The organism is Sphingomonas plantiphila, assembly GCF_046000505.1.
In the GTDB taxonomy this organism is placed as follows: Bacteria; Pseudomonadota; Alphaproteobacteria; order Sphingomonadales; family Sphingomonadaceae; genus Sphingomonas; species Sphingomonas plantiphila.
In genome coordinates this window covers 172,922-191,342 of the sequence record NZ_JBELQC010000001.1, presented here as the reverse complement: position 1 = coordinate 191,342, position 18,421 = coordinate 172,922, and the positions used below count along the sequence as shown (strand labels likewise).

12 protein-coding genes are annotated in these 18,421 nt (G+C 66.5%); 8 read left to right on the top strand and 4 right to left on the bottom strand.

Annotated features, from left to right (window positions below):
• Positions 1–152 precede the first annotated feature (152 nt).
• Positions 153–2,183, top strand: coding sequence for a TonB-dependent receptor family protein (locus ABS767_RS00870; RefSeq protein WP_408076474.1), 2,031 nt, complete (start codon positions 153–155; stop codon positions 2,181–2,183).
• 87 nt (positions 2,184–2,270) lie between these two features.
• On the opposite strand, the gene ABS767_RS00865 is transcribed toward ABS767_RS00870, so the two are convergent.
• From ABS767_RS00865 to ABS767_RS00855, 3 genes are read right to left on the bottom strand one after another with little or no spacing between them, the layout of a single operon-like run.
• The gene (locus tag ABS767_RS00865; RefSeq protein WP_408076473.1) at positions 2,271–3,329 is read right to left on the bottom strand and encodes a hypothetical protein; all 1,059 of its coding nucleotides are present in this window, start codon (positions 3,327–3,329) and stop codon (positions 2,271–2,273) included.
• Between the two features lie 39 nt (positions 3,330–3,368).
• Positions 3,369–4,574 carry an MFS transporter gene (locus ABS767_RS00860; RefSeq protein WP_408076472.1) on the bottom strand — a complete coding sequence of 402 codons (1,206 nt, stop codon included), beginning with the start codon at positions 4,572–4,574 and terminating at the stop codon, positions 3,369–3,371.
• Between the two features lie 43 nt (positions 4,575–4,617).
• A complete protein-coding gene (locus tag ABS767_RS00855; RefSeq protein WP_408076471.1) occupies positions 4,618–6,882 on the bottom strand; it encodes a beta-glucosidase in 2,265 nt (754 codons plus the stop codon).
• Between the two features lie 217 nt (positions 6,883–7,099).
• Between ABS767_RS00855 and ABS767_RS00850 the strand changes: the two genes are divergently transcribed.
• The 7 genes from ABS767_RS00850 to ABS767_RS00820 all read left to right on the top strand — a co-directional run bounded on the left by ABS767_RS00850 (position 7,100) and on the right by ABS767_RS00820 (position 17,823).
• Positions 7,100–10,063, top strand: coding sequence for a TonB-dependent receptor (locus ABS767_RS00850; protein ID WP_408076470.1), 2,964 nt, complete (start codon positions 7,100–7,102; stop codon positions 10,061–10,063).
• A gap of 102 nt (positions 10,064–10,165) precedes the next feature.
• A complete protein-coding gene (locus tag ABS767_RS00845; RefSeq protein WP_408076469.1) occupies positions 10,166–11,719 on the top strand; it encodes a tryptophan halogenase family protein in 1,554 nt (517 codons plus the stop codon).
• Positions 11,716–12,438 (top strand): SapC family protein, encoded by a 723-nt coding sequence (locus ABS767_RS00840; RefSeq protein ID WP_408076468.1) that lies wholly within the window; start codon positions 11,716–11,718, stop codon positions 12,436–12,438. Before ABS767_RS00845 ends, ABS767_RS00840 begins: the two co-directional genes overlap by 4 nt.
• Positions 12,431–13,462, top strand: a complete 1,032-nt coding sequence (locus tag ABS767_RS00835) for a cupin-like domain-containing protein (protein ID WP_408076467.1) — start codon at positions 12,431–12,433, stop codon at positions 13,460–13,462. Before ABS767_RS00840 ends, ABS767_RS00835 begins: the two co-directional genes overlap by 8 nt.
• Positions 13,463–13,473: 11 nt before the next feature.
• Positions 13,474–14,961, top strand: a complete 1,488-nt coding sequence (locus ABS767_RS00830; protein ID WP_408076466.1) for a tryptophan halogenase family protein — start codon at positions 13,474–13,476, stop codon at positions 14,959–14,961.
• Positions 14,961–16,016, top strand: coding sequence for a LacI family DNA-binding transcriptional regulator (locus tag ABS767_RS00825; RefSeq protein ID WP_408076465.1), 1,056 nt, complete (start codon positions 14,961–14,963; stop codon positions 16,014–16,016). The genes ABS767_RS00830 and ABS767_RS00825 overlap by 1 nt, the downstream gene beginning before the upstream one ends.
• A 214-nt stretch (positions 16,017–16,230) precedes the next feature.
• Positions 16,231–17,823, top strand: coding sequence for a DNA methyltransferase (locus tag ABS767_RS00820; RefSeq protein ID WP_408076464.1), 1,593 nt, complete (start codon positions 16,231–16,233; stop codon positions 17,821–17,823).
• 47 nt (positions 17,824–17,870) lie between these two features.
• Here the strand turns inward: ABS767_RS00820 and ABS767_RS00815 are convergent, their stop codons facing one another.
• Positions 17,871–18,419 (bottom strand): hypothetical protein, encoded by a 549-nt coding sequence (locus ABS767_RS00815; protein WP_408076463.1) that lies wholly within the window; start codon positions 18,417–18,419, stop codon positions 17,871–17,873.
• Between the last annotated feature and the right edge of the window lie 2 nt (positions 18,420–18,421).

Genomic DNA, 18,421 nt, shown 5'->3' with positions numbered 1-18,421 from the left:
TAGAGCCGTCCTTGAATCCTGGTTCTCCTGCGAAAGCAGGAGCCTAGGGTGGCGACGGTCTCGCTTGTGGCCCTGGGCTCCTGCTTTCGCAGGAGAACGGGGATCAAAGGTCACGCGCGCGGCTGGGCCGCGCCGATCAGGAATTGCCTTTCATGAACATCCACTATTCCGCCGCGCTGCTTGCGGCCACTTGTCTTGCGACTCCCGCGCTTGCCGATGACGGCGAGCAGGACCCTGTCATCATCGTCACCGCCAAGGCCAATCCCGAAGACCCCGCCGTCGTCGCCGAGGCCCGCGCACGGCTGGCGCGGACGCCGGGATCGGTCTCGGTCGTCGCCGCCGAAGCCTATGAGGACCGCTTCGCGGTCGGCACTCCCGACATCCTGCGCGACGTGCCCGGCGTGCTCGCGCAGAAACGCTATGGCGAGGAGGGGCGGCTGTCGATCCGCGGGTCGGGGCTCGACCAGAGCTTCCACCAGCGCGGAGTGCTGCTGGCGCAGGATGGCGTCCCGTTCGCCGATGCCGACGGCTTTTCGGACTTCCAGAAAATCGACCCGCTCGGCGCGCGTTTCGTCGAGGTGTACAAGGGTGGCAACGCGCTGCGTTTTGGCGGGGCACAGCTCGGCGGGGCGATCAATTTTGTGACGCCGAACGGCAAGACCGCGCAGTCGCCGGTGCTTGTCCGCGTCGAGGGCGGCAGCGACGAGACGATCCGCGGCGTCGCGCAGCTCGCGGGCCGATCGGGCGCGTTCGACTATTACGCCGGGGTCAATGCGTTCCACACCGACGGCTATCGCGTGCAGAGCTATCAGGAGCAGGTGCGCGGCACGCTCAACCTTGGCTGGTCGTTCGGCGACGACAATGAGGTGCGCGCGATCCTCTATGCCGCCGATCTCTATCAGGGCGTGCCGGGGACGGTGACGCTGGACCAGGCGCTGATCGATCCGCGCGCGCCGGGAGCGACGGCGGTATCGCAGAACCAGCGGCGCAACCTCGGTACGTTTCGCGGCACGCTCCAGACGCGGCTGCGGCTGACCGATGCGCTGACGTTCGAGGGCGGGGTCTATGCGACGCAGACCGACCTGTACCATCCGGTCGGGATCTTCATCCTGCAGGACACCGACACGCAGGGCGCGTTCGGCCGGTTCGACTGGGAGGGCGAGCTTGGCGGCATGAAGGCCGACCTGTTCTTCGGCGCCTTCTATCGCGAGGGCGGGACCGAGCAGGATTTGTTCGTCAATGCGGCGAGCGCGCAGGGGCCACGGATCGGCGACGCGCGCCAGCAGGCCGATGCGCTGGACCTGTTCGCCGAGGGCCGGGTATTTGTGAGCGACGGGCTGGCGCTGGTCGGCGGCGCGAGCTGGGGCCATGCCGGGCGCGATTATCTCAACCGGCTGAACGGGCGGAGCGAGTCGCGCGATTATGAGTGGTTCGCGCCGCGCGTGGGGCTGCTCTACGAGACCGGCGACGCGCAGGTCTATGCCAATGTCACGCGATCGGTCGAGCCGCCGCATTTCGGGGCGCTGGCGCAGACCAACCTGCTGGGGGCGGTCTTCGTACCGCTCGATCCGCAGCGGGCGTGGACCGCGGAGATCGGGACGCGCGGACGCAGCGGAGCGGTGGCGTGGGACGTCACCGCGTATCGGGCGTGGGTGCGGGGCGAACTGCTGAGCTTCCAGACCTCGCCGACCATTCCCTCGACCATCTTCAACGCCGACCGGACGCTGCATCAGGGGATCGAAGCCAGCCTCGACTGGTGGTTGGTCGACGGGCCGGACGGGAGGCTCCGACTGCGCCAGACCTATGGCTGGTCGGATTTCCGCTTCCACGGTGACCCGGTGTACGGCGACAACCGGCTGCCGATTGCGCCGGTGCACCAGTATCGCGCAGCCCTGCGCTATGAGGGGCGGGGTGGCCTGTTCGTCGAGCCCAGTCTCGACTGGCGGCCGCGCGAAACCTGGGCGGATTACCGCAACACGATGCGCGTGCCGGGCTATGCGCTGCTGGGCGTCGGCGCCGGGATTTCGCTGGGCGGGGTGACGCTGTTCGTTGATGCCCGCAACCTGACCGACAAACATTATGTGTCGGACCAGTCGGCGGCGATCACCGCGACGGCCGCCAGCGCGATCTTTCATCCGGGCGAGGGACGGAGCGTGACGGGGGGCGTTCGAATGCGGTTCTGACGGGCCTTTCCCCCCCCGGGAGGGGGGGGTGGCGCCGCTTGCGGCGACGGAGGGGTAGTTTCGGCAGGCAGCGTCACCTGTGGAGAGCTACCCCTCCACCGCCTTCGGCGGTCCCCCTCCCCCTCCGGGGGAGGATTGCATGGTGGGACATCCGCCATCCCTGACCCCGCTGACACTGCCGGTGCCGAGGATGATCTTGGCACGGCGGGAGAAGGTCAGCGCCTGCCAGCGACCCGAATTGCCGGTGGCGGTGCGGCTGCGCAGATAGCTGAGGTGGAGCAGCTCGAACTGCTCGTCGTCGATTTGTCCGGCGTCGATCAGGCAGGTCCATTGCCGGATGTTCCAGGCGTAATCGCGTCCGACGCCGTCCTGATCGACCGCTTCGCTCAGCCCTTGATACCAGACGAGGATCGCCTTGAGCTTCGCAGCGCGCTCGCTGCTGGGGACATTGCCGAGCTTGCGGCGCAGGCGCGCGACGTCCTCGTCGCCGGGCAGCGTCTTTTGCTGGACGCGCGTGTCGATCGCCCATTTGACCTTGCGCGGCGTGATCGGGCCGGCGGGCCACAGGCGGAACAGCTCGGCGCGGACTTCGAGCAGCAGGTCGATATAGGTGTTCGTCTGCACCTGCAGCATCGCGTCATTCTCGAACAGCCGGGTGAGTTCGGCCAGCGCAACCGGGTTGAGCTTGCCGTCCGGTTGGTGCGCGGCGAGGATGCCGGTGCGGCACTTGTCGCCGACCGGGATCTTCAGGCAGTCCCTCGAGAAGAACAGCTTGCCATAGGTCGGCGCGATCGCCTTGAGCGCGCGGCGGAAGCGGCTGCGGCTGCGAAACCCGTCGCGCCAGGCGATCAGCTGGGGCTGGAGGCTGCCGGTGCCGTAATTGCGCTGCGCCATGCCGACCGAGACGAGCTGGCTGTCGAAATTGCCGACCGGCATCGCCCAGCAGCCCATCGTTTCGGGGATCGAGGTCTCGCGCATCCGGGCGAAGATCGCGGCGCGGTCGAGGCCGATATGGGCGAGCTGCGCGGCGGCAGCGGGATCGATGACGATGTGCGGCGCGTCGCCGACCTCGCGGCAGGGCGGGCGATCCTGCGCCGCGGCGGGGAAGGCGGCGAGCAGGGCGAGGGCGGCGGCGATCCATCTCATGCGTCGAGGGTGCAGCGTGCCGGAAGGCGCGGCAACCCCCTAGCGCTGCTGGCGAATGCCGAGCACGAGCAGGCCGCCGCACAGCGTCAGGGCCGCCAGCACCAGCATCACCGCCCCGAAATCGCGTGGCGTGGCGAGCAGCCAGGTGAGCAGCGGCCCGAGCAATGCGGGCAGGGTATTGGTGAGGTTGATCAAGCCGAGGTCACGGCCGCGATGCTGCGCGCTCGGCAGCAGCTGCATCGCGAAACCCGAATGGATCGACAGGAACACCGCCGAGCCGAGCGCATAGAGCGCGAAGGTGATGGCTGCCGCATTCCACTCGCGTGCCACGGCGAGGCCCGCGAGACCGAGCGCGGCGATGATTGCGGCGGTGACCAGGAACGGCTTGCGTCGCCCGATCCGGTCGGACCACCGCCCGAGCAGGACCGCGACGGGGAGAGGAATGAGATAGGCGATCGTCATCAGCTGCCCGATCGGTCCGACATGGGTCGAGGTCGGCGCATCGGGTTCGATCGAGGCGAAATAATAGAGAAGGTAGAGGCCGAGCACACAGCCGGCGACCTGCACCAACAGGCGCGAGGCCCAAGCGATGGCGAGATCGCGCCCGAGCAGGCGCACGGGCGCAGCGATTGTCGGCTCGGTGCGGCGCGAGGGCGCGCGGAGCAGCGGGAGGACGCACAGCATCACCGCCGCGAACACGAAGGCCAGTTGCAGCCCCTCCCCGGCGATGCCGAGTGCGATCATCAGCGCGGCTACGGCGGAGGCGAGCGGTGAGCCCAGCGCGATCAACCCCCCGGCGATCCCCATCTGCTCCCCCGGCACCTCGTCCGCCATGATCGCGAACAGCGGCGCGAGCAGCGCGTTGACCGCGACCTGGAACAGGACGATCGCGAGGATGATGCCGGTGGCGGTGCTGGCGAGCGCGACTGCCGCGAAGGACAGGGCGAGCAGGATCAGGCCGAGCACCGCCCAGGGACGGCGTCCGTTGCCGCGTACGCGGGCACGGTCGCTCGCCCAGCCGAACGCGATGTTGGAGACGCTGGCGGTGAGCGCGCCGGCGATGACGGTGGCGGTGAACAGACCGATCCGCGCGTCCTCGCCCGCGATTTCCGCAACCTTGACCGGCAGCAAGAGGCTGAGCAGCGGCAGGAAGGCGATGACGCCGCCCGCATTGGCGAGCGCCACGAGCAGGATGAACCCGGTCGAGCGCCGTCCGCCATCGCTGCCTCCGGTGCTTGCCGTCATCCCCCCGCCTTTGCCGACGCGTCCTCCGCCGGTCGGCGGGACGCTAGGGCTTCATCGTCGCGGCGTCGAGCGTCGTGGTCAGCGTCATGCTGCGATCCGTCGCATCCTTGGCGATCGCGATGCGATAGGTGCCGCCCGCGATGCGCCAGCCAGGGAGTTTGGTGTCATAGTCGGCAAGAATGCGCGGCTCGGCGGTCAGCGTCACGCGGCGCGATTCGCCGGGCTTGAGCGTCACGCGCTGGAACCCGGCAAGGCGCATCGGCTTGTTCGATCCTTCGCGGATCACATAGAGCTGGGGAACGTCCGCGCCTGCGCGCTTGCCGGTATTGGTCACGGTGAAGCTGACGGTCAGTTTCTTGCCGCCGCTCACCTGCGGCTGCGCATAGGCGAAGCTCGTGTAGCTGAGGCCGTGGCCGAAGGCGAAGAGCGGCTTGTTGCCCTGGCGCTCGTACCAGCGATAGCCGACATCGCTGCCCTCCTGATATTTGACCGGGAAGGTCTTGAGGCTGAAATCGCCGCCGGCGGCGGGATTGGACGCCGCGTCGCGGGCGAGGCCGGTGAGCAGGTCGAGACCGACCGGGGTCGGGCGCGGGGCCTGGCTCTCGCTTGCCGGGAAGGTGATCGGCAGGCGGCCCGAGGGGTTGACCTTGCCGGTCAGGATGTTGGCGATCGCCTCGCCACCGCGCTGGCCGGGGTACCAGGCCTGCAGCACGGCGGGGACCGCCTCGATCCACGGCATCGTCACCGGGCCACCGGTGGTGAGCACTGCGACGGTCTTGGGCTGCACCTTCGCCACGGCGGCGATCAGCGCATCCTGATGATCGGGCAGGCGCAGATTGGGAACGTCGTCCGCCTCGGTCGCCCATTGCGTCGCGAAGACGATGGCGATGTCGGCCTTGGCCGCGGCGTCCAGCGTCGCGTTCATGTTGCGGCCGTCGGTGAATTCGATCCTTGCGCCCGGTGCCGCCTTGCGCAGCGCGGCGAGCGGGGACGAAGCGTGGTAGGTGATGCGCGCGAACGACGCCGAACCGCCATAAGCAAGCGGAATCTCGATCGGCGCGCCACCGACCGAGCGCACCTGGCTCGATCCGCCGCCCGAGATCACGCCGACATCCGCGCCGCCGCCGATGACGAGAATCTTCTCCGCGGTGGAGGCGAGCGGGAGGAGGTCGCCGTCATTCTTGAGCAGGACGATCCCCGCCTCGGCGGCGCGCTGCGCGACCTGCGCATTGGCGGCATAGTCGATCCGCTGCGCGGCAGCGGGCATCGGCGTGTCGAACGCGCCGGTGAGGATGAGGCCGGTGAGGTAGCGTGCGACCATGTCGTCGAGGCGCTTCATCGGCACCTCGCCCTTTTCGACCGCTGCCTTGAGCGGCGCGGCGAAGAACATCGCCTTGTCGAGTTCCTGTCCCGATTGCTGGTCGAGTCCGGCCTTGGCGGCCTTCACGGTCGAGTGCACGCCGCCCCAGTCGCTCATCACCCAGCCGGGATAGTTCCAGTCGCGCTTGAGCACCTGGTTGAGCAGGAAATCATTCTCCGACGCCCAATGGCCATTGACCTTGTTGTACGCTGCCATCACCGATCCGGGCTTGCCCTTCTCGATCGCGATCTGGAAGGCGAGCAGGTCGCTCTCGCGCAGCGCGGCCTCGCCGATCTGCGCGTCGAGCACCATGCGGCCAGTCTCCTGCGCATTGAGCGCGAAATGCTTGATCGTGGAGACGATGCGGTTCGACTGGACGCCTGCGATATGCGCGCCGGCCAGCTCGCCCGCGAGCAGCGGATCCTCGCCCAAATATTCGAAATTGCGCCCGCCCCAGGGGTCGCGCGTCAGGTTGACGCCGCCCGCGAGCAGGACGTTGAAGCGCTTGGCGCGCGCTTCGCTGCCGATCATCGCGCCGCCGGCGCGGGCAATCTCGGGATCGAAGGTCGCGGCGGTGGCGAGGCTGGAGGGCAGGGCGGTGGCGACATCGCCCTTGCGCTGTTCGACCTGGTTGGCGACGCCGAGCGAGGCATCGCTTTCGCGCACGATCGGAATGCCGACGCGCGGCACGCCGTCGATATGTCCTGCCGAAGGAATCAACGCGTTCTGCGTCTTGCCATCGGCCATCGGCGGGAACAGCCCGTGGACGAGCATGATCTTCTCATCGAGCGTGAGCTTGGCGACGATCGCCTCGGCGCGGGCACGCGCCTGCTGTGCGGAGGGGGCCGACTTTGCAGCGGCCTTTGGCGCCTGCTGCGCCATCCCGGTACCGGTCGCGACGGCGCCGATTGCGGCCGCCGACAAGAGCGCGGCGATGAACCTCGACATGCGTTTCCTCTCCTGAATCGGGCGCGTACGCCGCTATGCGCCGTGCCCCTTGCTTACGCAGACAGCATATATTGAGAACGTTCACAATAGCGGATTTGCGTCGGTATTCGTTTTCATAGCCGTTTCAGACTGCGCTTGACAACGTTGTACAACGGGTTCAAGTGAACGTTCTCAAAGCGAGCGCGAATGGCGCGCCGTTAAATGGGGAGGATTGGGGATGCGTGACCTTAAGGCGCGCGCGCTTTCGCGACTGGTGATCGGCGTTTCGACGCTGGCGATCGCAACTGCGCCCGCATTTGCACAGGAGTCTGAAGCGCCGGCACCGGCGGATGGCGGCGAGGAAATCGTCATCACCGGCATTCGCGCCAGCCTCGAGGCGTCGATGAACATCAAGCGCGACTCGCAGGGTGTGGTCGATGCGATCTCGGCCGAGGATATCGGCAAGTTCCCCGACACCAACCTTGCCGAATCGCTTCAGCGCATCACCGGCGTGTCGATCGACCGCTCGAACGGCGAAGGCTCGACGGTCACCGTGCGCGGCTTCGGTCCCGAATTCAACCTGGTGACTCTCAACGGGCGCCAGATGCCGACGTCGACGCTTGGTGACGGCGCCAGCCCGCCGGCCTCGCGCTCGTTCGATTTCGCCAACCTCGCGTCCGAAGGCATCGCTGCGGTCGAGGTGTACAAGACCGGCCGTGCATCGATTCCGTCGGGCGGCATCGGTTCGTCGATCAACATCAAGACGCCGCGTCCGCTCGACCGTCCGGGGATGCGCGGCAGCATCGCCGTGAAGGGCGTGTTCGACAGCTCATACAATCAGGGTGACGAGATCACGCCTGAAGTTTCGGGCATCTTCAGCACCACCGCGATGGACGATCGCTTCGGCATCATGATCGCCGGGTCGTACCAGCGGCGCAAGGCGAGCAACAACAGCTACAACACCGACTGGCGCGACGGCTATCTCGGTTCGGAGAACAACTGGGGATCGCTGCCGCGCAACGGCGCGCAGCAGAACCGGCCCGAGGGCAACGACGTCTACGAAGTTCCGCAGAACGGCTCGTACAACCTCAACGACATTGATCGCGAGCGCATCAACGGGCAGGCCGTCCTGCAATTCCGTCCGACCGATTCGCTGACCGCGACGCTCGACTACACCTATTCGCGCAACAAGGTTGAGGTGCGGAACAACAGCGTCGGCATCTGGTTCAACTTCAACAACGTGTCGAGCAACTGGACCGACGGTCCGGTCGCTGGCCCGATCTTCTATTCCGAAGCGTTCACCGCGGCCGAACGAAAGGACCTTTCGTACAGCGGCTCGCTCGTTGCCAACCAGAGCGAGAACCATTCGTTCGGCGGCAATCTGACCTGGGAAGCGCCGGGTGGCGTGACCGTTGTCCTCGACGCGCATCATTCGACCGCGGAGTCGAAGCCGACCAACGACTTCGGTTCGAGCGTCTCGGTCGGCAACGCGGTCTTCGGCGTGGCGTCGCAGACGATCAATTACGATACGACGCTGCCCGCCATCTCCTACACGATGCACCCGGGGATCGACGCGCTCGACGCGTCGCTGATCACCCCGGGCGGCAACGCCTTCCGCAACGCCTATTTCCGCGACGAGATCAACCAGATCCAGCTGCGCGGTAGCTACGATCATGACGGCGGGTTCCTCGACGGCATCGATTTCGGCATGGCCTATACCGAGAACAAGGTGCGGTCGGCCTATGGCTTCATCCAGAACGAGACCTGGAGCGGCGCCGGCCCGGCTTCGGACATTCCGGACGATATCTTCACCCTGGTCAGCCTGCCCGACAAGTTCGGCAACATGGATGGCGCGGGAAGCATCATCCCGAGCTTCTACACGTTCGATTTCGAGCGGATGGTTGGCCTGATCGAAAGCCTGTACGGCACCTGCAGCAATCCGCAGATCGGCAGCGCGGCACCGGGCACCTGCCTGGCCGACTATACCGTCGACCGCCGGATCACCGAAAAGACCGTTTCGCCCTACTTCCAGTTCCGCGGCAAGTTCGGCGCATTCGGGAACGACGGGCACATCGTCGCGGGCCTTCGCTACGAGCATACCGACATCAATTCGGCGGCGCTGGTGCCGATCCCGACGGGTACCTCGTGGAATGCGGCCAACGAATTCTACATCATCTACTCGGGCGATCAGGACTTCTCGACCTTCAAGGGCTCGTACGAGAACTGGCTGCCCGCGGTCGACTTCGACATCTCGCCGCTCGAGAACGTCAAGCTGCGCGCATCGTACAGCCATACGATCGCGCGTGCCGACTATGGCAGCCTTCAGGGCGGCCTGACGCTGGACGCTCAGTTCCGCATCGGGTTCGGAACCGGCAGCCGCGGCAACCCGGGCCTGCTTCCCTACAAGTCGAAGAATATCGACCTGTCGGCGGAGTGGTATTACGGGCGCAACAGCTACATCTCGGCCGGTTTCTTCCACAAGAATGTCGAGAACTTCATCTCGCAGGATCGTGTGAACCAGAGCGCCTTCGGGTTGCGCACGGTGGCCAACGGGCCGCGCTACAACGCTGCGGTCGCAGCGGGTGCGGCCAACACCACTTGTGGCATTCGCGGATATATCTTCGCGAACTATCCGGGTTCGTCGACGCAGACGGGTACGGATCCGAGCGGATGTCCGATCGGCCAGATCTTCGCGCTGCCCGAAGATCCGCTGCTCAACTTCCAGGTCAACACGCCGGTCAACAGCGACCAGACCGGCAAGCTCTACGGCTTCGAATTCGCCGTACAGCACAGCTTCTGGGACACCGGGTTCGGCGCGATCCTGAACTATACGATCGTCCGCGGCGACGCGACGTTCGACAACACCCAGCCGGCGACCGTGACGCAGTTCGCGCTGACCGGCCTCAGCGACAGCGCCAACGCGGTGCTGTTCTATGACAAGGGAGGGTTCCAGGCGCGTGTCGCCTATAACTGGCGTGACCAGTTCCTGGCCGGCACCGGGGCTAACCCCTTCTATGTCGAGGCCTATGGTCAGGTCGACGCGAGCGCGAGCTACGAGTTCACCAAGGGCCTGACGGTCTTCGGCGAAGTCATCAACCTGACCGGTGAAGACCGGCGCGGACATCGCCGCTCGGATCGCAACGTCTACTTCGCCTCGCCGGGCTTTGCCCGCTACGCGGCTGGCGTGCGGTTCAGCTTCTAAGAGGCACCTCCCCGTGGCCACCCTCTCGTGAGGGTGGCCTTTTTTTCGGGGGAAGGCCAAGCTGGGTCGAAGCCGCGAGGAAGCGTACTTGCGGCAACCGGAATGACAGGCGTGGATGAAGCGGTACAACGGATCGTCATCGTCGGCGGGGGAACCGCCGGGTGGCTGTCGGCGTGCCTGATCGCCGCGCGCGCCGATCGCACCTGCGATCGGCCGCTGTCGGTCACCTTGATCGAATCCCCCGACATTCCGACGATCGGCGTGGGCGAGGGGACCTGGCCGACGATGCGGCGCACGCTGCAGCAGATCGGCATTTCGGAAATCGAATTTCTCGGCGCCTGCGATGCATCGTTCAAGCAAGGCTCGCGCTTCATCGGCTGGGCCGACGGCGCGCCGGATGACGTCTATTACCATCCGTTCAGCCCGCCCGTCGATGGCGAAGACGGCGCGGTGGTCGCTGCCTGGCGCGCACATGCAGGGGGCCAGGCCTTTGCGGCGACGGTGTCGCCGCAGCCGCATATCTGCGACCTGCGCCTCGCGCCGCGGCAGCGGGCGATGCCGGACTATGCCGGGGCGCTGAACTACGCCTATCACCTCGATGCCGCGAAGCTTGCAGCATTGCTGGCGCGCCATGCCACCGAGCGGCTGGGCGTGCGCCATGTGCGCGACCATGTGACGGGTGTCGAGGCCGACACGACCGGGGACATCGCGGCGGTGCGGACGCGCGCGCACGATGCGGTTGCTGGGGACCTGTTCATCGATTGCACCGGCCGTGCCGCGATGCTGATCGGCGACCATTTCGATGTCGCGTTCACCGACCGCGGCGATGTGCTGTTCAACGACCGGGCGCTGGCGGTGCAGCTCCCGGTCGAGCGGGGCAGCCCGATCGCCGCGCAAACCGACGCCACCGCGCATGCGGCGGGGTGGATCTGGGACATCGGCCTGCCGACGCGGCGCGGGATCGGGTGCGTCTATTCCTCGGCGCATATGGACGACGAGGCCGCAGCATCGGTGCTGGCTGCGTATGTCGGACGCGACCCGGACGATCTGGGCGCACGCAAGCTGAGCTTCCGGTCGGGGCACCGGGCGCGGTTCTGGGAACGCAATTGCTTGGCGATCGGGCTGTCGGCGGGTTTCCTCGAGCCGCTGGAGGCATCGGCGATCGTGCTGATCGAATTGTCGCTCGAAGCGCTGCTCGACGGGTTTCCGGCGACACGCGGCGCCATGCAGATCCATGCGGAGCGCTTCAACACGCTGTTTCGCTATCGCTGGGACCGGATCGTCGACTTCCTCAAGCTGCATTATGTGCCGAGCCGCCGTACCGAGCCCTATTGGCAAGCCCATCGCGATCCGGCGTCGATCCCCGATCGACTGAAGGAATTGCTCGCGCTGTGGCAGCACCAGCCGCCCGGCACCGCGGACTTCCCCATGCGGGACGAGATATTTCCCGCCGCGAGCCACCAATATGTGCTGTATGGCATGGGGATGCCAGCGCCCGCGCGTGGTGCGATCGCGATCGATACCGACCCGGTGGCACGCGGACTAGCCCAGGTTGCGCAGCGCGGTCGCGCGCTCGCCGCAAGCCTGCCCACCAACCGCGCCTATCTTGACGCGCTGCGCGACCTTGCGAGAGTGGGCGCATTGGAGAGTTTATGACCGATCACGCCGTTCTGACCGCCGAAGACCACGCCGAACTGCGCGTCCGCATGGAGCGCGATGCTGCGCTCGGCGACGCGGTGATGTCGTGCGTCACGGTTCCCGAAGAGTTTCGCCGGGTGCAGGCGCATTATCCGATCCTGTTCCGTCGCGATGTCGGACGCGACGCCTTCATGGCGCTGGCGCTGTTCGGGTTCGAGGATGGCGAGAACCTGTTCCTCGAGGATGGGCGCTGGGATGCGGACTATGTGCCGCTTGCGCTGGCGATCCAGCCGTTCCTGATCGGGGCGCCGCCTGCGCAGGGCGCGGCCAAGCAGGTCCACATCGACATGGCGAGCCCGCGCATCGCCGCGAATGGCGGTGAGGGCGTACGGGTATTCGACGCGCAGGGGCGACCGACGCCTTATCTGGAGACGATCGCCGAGCAACTCGGCACGCTCGACCAGGGGTGGCAGGATTGCGAGGGCTTTTTCGCGGCGCTGCGGCGTCACGAACTGCTCGAGCCGCTGACGCTCGAGATCACGCTGGATGACGGATCGACCAACCGGCTGGTCGGTTTCCACGCGATCGACGAGGACCGGCTGCGCGCGCTGGATGCCGATGCGCTGGGCGAGCTTCACCGCGACGGATATCTGATGCCGCTGTTCATGGCGGTGGCGTCGGTCGGCAAGCTGTCGACGCTGATCGCGCGCAAGAACCGGCGGATGGCGGATGGCTGACGCGGATCCGGGTACCCTGGCCGGGCTGGCGCAAGTGCGCGAGGTCGAGGCGGCCGACGCGCCGGCGCTCGACGCGCTGCTGCGCGAAGCGACCGCACCCTTCGTCGTGCGGGGATTGGTGCGCGATTGGCCGTTGGTGCAGGCGGGACTGGAATCGGCGCGCGCGGCGCGCGACTATCTGCTGCGTCACCGCCGCGACGCGCAATTCACCGTCGCGGTCGGCGCGCCGGGCAGCGACGGGCGGTTGTTCTACGATGCCGCGATGGGAATGAACTTTCGCACGCTGCGCGCCAAGCTGCCCGAGATCTTCGCGAAGATCGACGCGGACGAGGGCGATCCTGCAGCCCCGCCAATCTATCTCGCCTCGATCGACGTGCACGATTTCTTCCAGGGACTGCACGAAGCCAATCATGTCGATCTGGGGGATCGCCAGTGCCTGGCGAGCATCTGGATCGGCACGCGTACCCGCATCGCGGCGCATAACGACTTCCCCGCCAACCTGGCTTGTGTCGCCGCGGGGCGGCGGCGCTTCACGCTGTTTCCGCCCGAGCAGTTCCGCAACCTCTATCTCGGCCCGGTCGACAATACGCCGGCCGGGCGCGCGATCAGCATGGTCGATTTCCAGGCGCCCGATTTCGCTGCGCATCCCGCTTTCCGCCACGCGCTCGAACAGGCGCAGGTGGCCGAGCTCGAGCCGGGCGACGCGCTGCATATCCCGTCGATGTGGTATCACCATGTCGAGGGGCTGGAGCCGTTCAACATCTTGCTGAACTACTGGTGGCGCGACGTACCGGTGTGGCTGGGCCAGCCGCAGGACGCGCTTAACCACGCGATGCTCGCGATCCGCGACTTGCCACCCGAGGCGAAGGCGCATTGGCGCGACCTGTTCGATCATTATGTGTTCGACGCGGACGCGCGGGTCACCGCGCATATTCCGGAGGGCGGGCGCGGCATCCTCGATCCGCTGACGCCCGAGGCGGCGTCGCGCATTCGCTCCTATCTGCTGCGGCAGCTCGGCCGGTGAAGGGGAACGCAATGCAGCGCATCGTGGTCGCCGGGGGCGGCACCGCCGGATGGATGGCCGCAGCGGCGATCGCGCGGACGATGGGCCGCACGGTCAGCGTGACGCTGGTCGAATCCGACGCGATCGGCACGGTCGGGGTGGGCGAATCCACGATCCCGCCGCTCGTCACCTATAATCGGCTGCTCGGTATCAACGAGGCCGAGTTCATGCGCGCGACCCAAGCGACGTTCAAGCTGGGTATCCTGTTCGACAACTGGAAGGTCGATGGCGAGCGCTATTTCCACAGCTTCGGCTTCACCGGAAAGGACCATTGGTCGGCGGGGTTCCAGCATTTCTGGATGTACGGTCGCAGCAAGGGGCATGCGCAGTCCTATGACGACTATTGTCTCGAGCTGGCCGCGGCGATGGCGGGCAAGTTCGCGCATCTGCCCGACGATCGCGTCAACTATGCCTATCAGCTCGATTCCGGTCTCTACGCCCGTTTCCTGCGCCAGATGGCGGAGAAGGACGGCGTCACGCGGGCCGAGGGCAGGATCGGCCGGGTCGAGCTGGACGGCGAGAGCGGCAACATCGCCGCGCTGCATCTCGACAACGGCACCCGCATCGCGGGCGACCTGTTCCTCGACTGCACCGGCTTTCGCGCGCTGCTGATCGAAGGCGCGCTGCACGCGGGCTATGACGACTGGACCCACTGGCTGCCGTGCGACAGCGCGATCGCGCTGCAGACGCCGAACGTGCGACCGCCGGTGCCGTACACGCGTGCGATGGCGCACGATGCCGGCTGGCAGTGGCGCATTCCCCTGCAGCACCGCACGGGCAATGGCATCGTCTATTGCAGCCGCTATCTCGACCATGACGCGGCGCTCGAACGCCTGCTCGGCAATATCGAGGGCGAGCCGCTGACGCCGCCCAACAAGATCCGTTTCCAGACCGGCGCGCGGCGCAAGCAATGGCACCGCAACTGCGTCGCCATCGGCCTGTCGGGCGGGTTCATGGAGCCGCTCGAATCCACCTCGATCCACCTGATCCAGCGCGCGGTGCTGCGCGTGATCCGCATGATGCCCGCGCGCGGGCGGGTCAGCGAACGCGATATCGCCGAGTTCAACGACCAACAGTTCCAGGACATGGAGCAGATTCGCGACTTCCTGATCCTGCACTACAAGGCGACCGACCGGCGCGATTCTCCCTTCTGGCGCCAATGCGCCGCGATGGACGTGCCCGACAGCCTCACCCAAAAAATCGAACTGTTCCGCGAGACCGGGCGGGTTTTCCGCCGCAATGACGAGCTGTTCGCGGAGAATAGTTGGGTGCAGGTGATGATGGGGCAGGGGATCGAGCCGCAGAGTTGGCACCCGATCGCCGAGAAACTGACCGACGACGAGCTCGACCGGACGCTGGCGCGCATCCGCGAGGATGTTCAGCGCACCGTGGCGGGACTGCCCGCGCATGCCGACTATGTCGCCCGCTATTGCGGCGCGACTGAGCCGGCGGCCGCCTGATGGCGCGACGCAAGCAGGCGGTCACGATCAAGCATGTCGCAGCGGACGCCGGGGTCTCGCTGCAGACGGTCAGTCGCGTCATCAACAAGGAGCCGAACGTCCGGCCCGAGATGATGGCGCGGGTGCAGGCGTCGATCGCCAAGCTCGGCTATGTCCCCTCGATTGCCGCGCAGCGGATGAGCGGGTCGCGATCCTACCTCATCATGGCGCTCAACGACCGCGAACGCACGATCGAGGGCTGGCGCGCACGCGAGGGGACCGACTGGGTCGACCAGATGCTGCTGGGTGGCATGCTGACCTGCGCCGAACATGGCTATCGGCTGATCGTCGAGCTGGTCGACACGCATAGCGACCATATCGAGCGTGAGCTGTCCGCCGCGATCGCCGCGCTCCAGCCCGACGGCGTGATCCTGACCCCGCCCCACTCGGCCAATCCCGAGATCATCTCGCTGCTCGACGCGGCGGGGATCGATCTGGCGCGGATCGGATCGGTGATCGCGGGGCCGGGGATACGTCTGACGATGGGCGACGATCTCGCGGCGGCGATGGCGACCCGGCATCTGGTCGAGCTCGGTCATCGCCGCATCGGTCTGATCGCCGGGCCGCTGGACTATGAGCTGAGCGGCTGGCGTATCGATGGCTGGCGCGCGGCGATGGACGAGGCGGGACTCTCGACCGAGGGGATGCTGGCCCAGGGCGATTTCAGCATCGAATCGGGACGTATGTGCGCCCCGCAGCTGATCGATGCCGGCGCGACCGCGATCATCGCCAGCAACGACCAGATGGCGCTGGCGACGCTGGAAGTAGCGCGCGCACGCGGTCTGTCGGTGCCGGACGATCTCTCGGTCCTCAGCTTCGACGATACGCCGGTGGTGCGCTTTGCCCATCCGCCGCTGACCGCAGTGGTCCAGCCGATCGCCGCGGTGACGGCACGTGCGGTCGAACTGATCATCGATGCCCGGGCGGGCCGCGGGCTGCCAGACGGGCCGGTGGTGGTGGAACCGACGCTGGCGATCCGCGACTCGACCGCCCCCCCCGTGGCTGAGCCGCTTTAGGGAGATCGTCCGAATCGGCGGTAATCGCCTGGCACCGGCCCTGCGCGAGGCCGGAAACCATCCAGATGCGACCCGGTTGAGTTGGCGCGTGCGGCGGTTGCCCACCTAAACTCGCCTTCCGCTCCGGATGAGTCCGCATTGGATGAAATCAGCGCCCCGCATCGATCATGTTCCTGTAATGTTCTCTGGCCGCGCGGCGCGGTGGGAGGACCGGATGAGTCTCGCCAACTCCTTGTTCTATGGTGACAATCTTGAGGTGATGCGCACGTATTTCCCCGACGCGAGCGTTGATCTCGTCTATCTGGACCCACCGTTCAATTCGCGCGCGAATTACAACATCCTGTTCCGCTCGCCCGAGGGCGGGGAAGCCGACGCCCAGGTGGAGGCCTTCAAGGACAGCTGGCACTGGAATGATGTCGCCGAGGACGCGTTCGACCAGGCGATGAAAAGCGGCCATTCGCGCGCATTCGACCTGCTCGCCGCGTTCCGGAGCGCGATCGGTGAGAATGACATGATGGCCTATCTGGCGATGATGGCGATCCGCCTGATCGAGCTGCACCGCGTGCTCAAGCGCGAGGGGAGCATCTATCTTCACTGTGATTCCACCGCGAGCCACTATCTCAAGCTGCTGATGGATGCGGTGTTCGGCGCGGAGCGATTTCGCAACGAGATCACCTGGCGGCGCACGTCGGCGCACAGCGATGGCGGGCGGTACGGACGCAACACCGATACGATCCTGTTCTATTCCAAGGGTGCGCGACCGGTGTGGAACCCGCAATTCGAACCCTATGACGCGGCCTATGCCGCGCGCTTCCGCCATCGCGACGCCGACGGGCGGGCATGGATGGACGACAATCTGACCGCCAAGGGCCTGTCGGGTGGCGGCTATCACTATGCCTATAAGGGCGTCTCGTCGCTGTGGCGGATGCCGGTCGAGACGATGGAGCGGCTGGACCGGGAGGGGCGGCTGCACTTCACGCGCAGCGGCGGCATCCGCCTCAAACGCTATCTGGACGAGGCGCGGGGCGCGCCCGTGCAGGCGCTATGGACCGACATCCCCGCGCTCAATTCGCAGGCGCAGGAGCGGCTGGGCTATCCCACGCAAAAGCCGATCGCGCTGCTCGAGCGGATCATCCGCGCCTCTTCCAACCCGGGCGATCTGGTGCTCGATCCGTTTTGCGGCTGTGGCACGGCGGTACATGCGGCGCAGCGGCTCGGACGGCGCTGGGCGGGCATCGATGTGACCCACCTCGCCATCCATCTGATCGAAAAGCGGATGCGCGCGGCGTTTCCGCAACTGGCGCTCAATGTCGAAGGGACGCCGCGCGACCGCGCATCGGCAGATGATCTGGCGCGACGCGATCCCTACCAGTTTCAGTGGTGGGTCGTGGCGATGATCGATGCGGTTCCGCATGGCGGGCGGCGCAAGGGACCGGATGGGGGCATCGACGGCGTCATCTATTTCAGGTCCGGCCCGGGCAAGACCGCAAGGGCCATCGTCTCGGTCAAGAGCGGCGAGCGTGTCGGGGTGAAGGCGGTGCGCGATCTGCATTCGGTGATGGAGCGCGAACGCGCGCCGATCGGCGTGATCGTCACGCGGATTGTCCCGTCGGCGCAGATGCTGCGCGAGGCGGCATCGGTGGGGCGGTTTCATTGCGATGCGACGGGGCGCAGCTATGCGCGAATGCAGATATTGACGGTGGACGATTTGTTCAGCGGACGCCGGCCCGACATACCCCTGGTGGATCACGGAGCGGCGCTTCGTACAGCGCCGCTGGATGCACCGGAGCAGGCGGTCCTGCTTTAGCCCAAGCAACGCGCACGGCGCTTTGGCTACTGATCCGGTGGCGGCCCTCAGGCTTCCCCATTGCAAAGCGCGCTTTGAACGCGATGCGATTTCGGATCGAAGACGATTTCGATCAAATCGCATCCACCGTCGAGCATTCTCGGCAAGTCGCGGTAGTCATCGAACCATCGCGACTGATCCGCCTGACCGAACAGATCAGCAGCCGCCTTTTCCTGGCCCGCGATCTCTGCCTTTTCCGCTTCGTTGCAGGGTCGCGATCCCAAGTCCTTGAGCATGACCTCGCAACCATCCTCGCTCGCCTGTGCATCGGCCGGCTGCGAGATGACGTAAATGCCAACGATCTTGCCATCGGGTCGCGACGCGTAATTCCGCGAATACTGATCGAGGGGCCGCGCCCCAGCCGGCAGCTGTACCGCCTTCTCGATTGCGCGCATGACACGCTCTTGTTGCGAGGCCCCCTGCTGCGAACAGGCGGCGCCACCACAAAGCGCGAGTGCAAAGACGATTCTCATCGGGCGGGTTTCGCGCAACCCGCGGATGGCTGCAACGGGTTCACGAGCAGAGGTGCAGGTAGCGAACCAACCAGCGTTGCCCATCC

Excerpts from the sequence above, each read along its gene's own strand:
- ABS767_RS00870 (WP_408076474.1), top strand. The coding sequence starts at position 153 with ATGAACATCCACTATTCCGCCGCGCTGCTTGCGGCCACTTGTCTTGCG.
- ABS767_RS00865 (WP_408076473.1), bottom strand. The coding sequence starts at position 3,329 with ATGAGATGGATCGCCGCCGCCCTCGCCCTGCTCGCCGCCTTCCCCGCC.
- ABS767_RS00860 (WP_408076472.1), bottom strand. The coding sequence starts at position 4,574 with ATGACGGCAAGCACCGGAGGCAGCGATGGCGGACGGCGCTCGACCGGG.
- ABS767_RS00855 (WP_408076471.1), bottom strand. The coding sequence starts at position 6,882 with ATGTCGAGGTTCATCGCCGCGCTCTTGTCGGCGGCCGCAATCGGCGCC.
- ABS767_RS00850 (WP_408076470.1), top strand. The coding sequence starts at position 7,100 with ATGCGTGACCTTAAGGCGCGCGCGCTTTCGCGACTGGTGATCGGCGTT.
- ABS767_RS00845 (WP_408076469.1), top strand. The coding sequence starts at position 10,166 with ATGACAGGCGTGGATGAAGCGGTACAACGGATCGTCATCGTCGGCGGG.
- ABS767_RS00840 (WP_408076468.1), top strand. The coding sequence starts at position 11,716 with ATGACCGATCACGCCGTTCTGACCGCCGAAGACCACGCCGAACTGCGC.
- ABS767_RS00835 (WP_408076467.1), top strand. The coding sequence starts at position 12,431 with ATGGCTGACGCGGATCCGGGTACCCTGGCCGGGCTGGCGCAAGTGCGC.
- ABS767_RS00830 (WP_408076466.1), top strand. The coding sequence starts at position 13,474 with ATGCAGCGCATCGTGGTCGCCGGGGGCGGCACCGCCGGATGGATGGCC.
- ABS767_RS00825 (WP_408076465.1), top strand. The coding sequence starts at position 14,961 with ATGGCGCGACGCAAGCAGGCGGTCACGATCAAGCATGTCGCAGCGGAC.
- ABS767_RS00820 (WP_408076464.1), top strand. The coding sequence starts at position 16,231 with ATGAGTCTCGCCAACTCCTTGTTCTATGGTGACAATCTTGAGGTGATG.
- ABS767_RS00815 (WP_408076463.1), bottom strand. The coding sequence starts at position 18,419 with ATGGGCAACGCTGGTTGGTTCGCTACCTGCACCTCTGCTCGTGAACCC.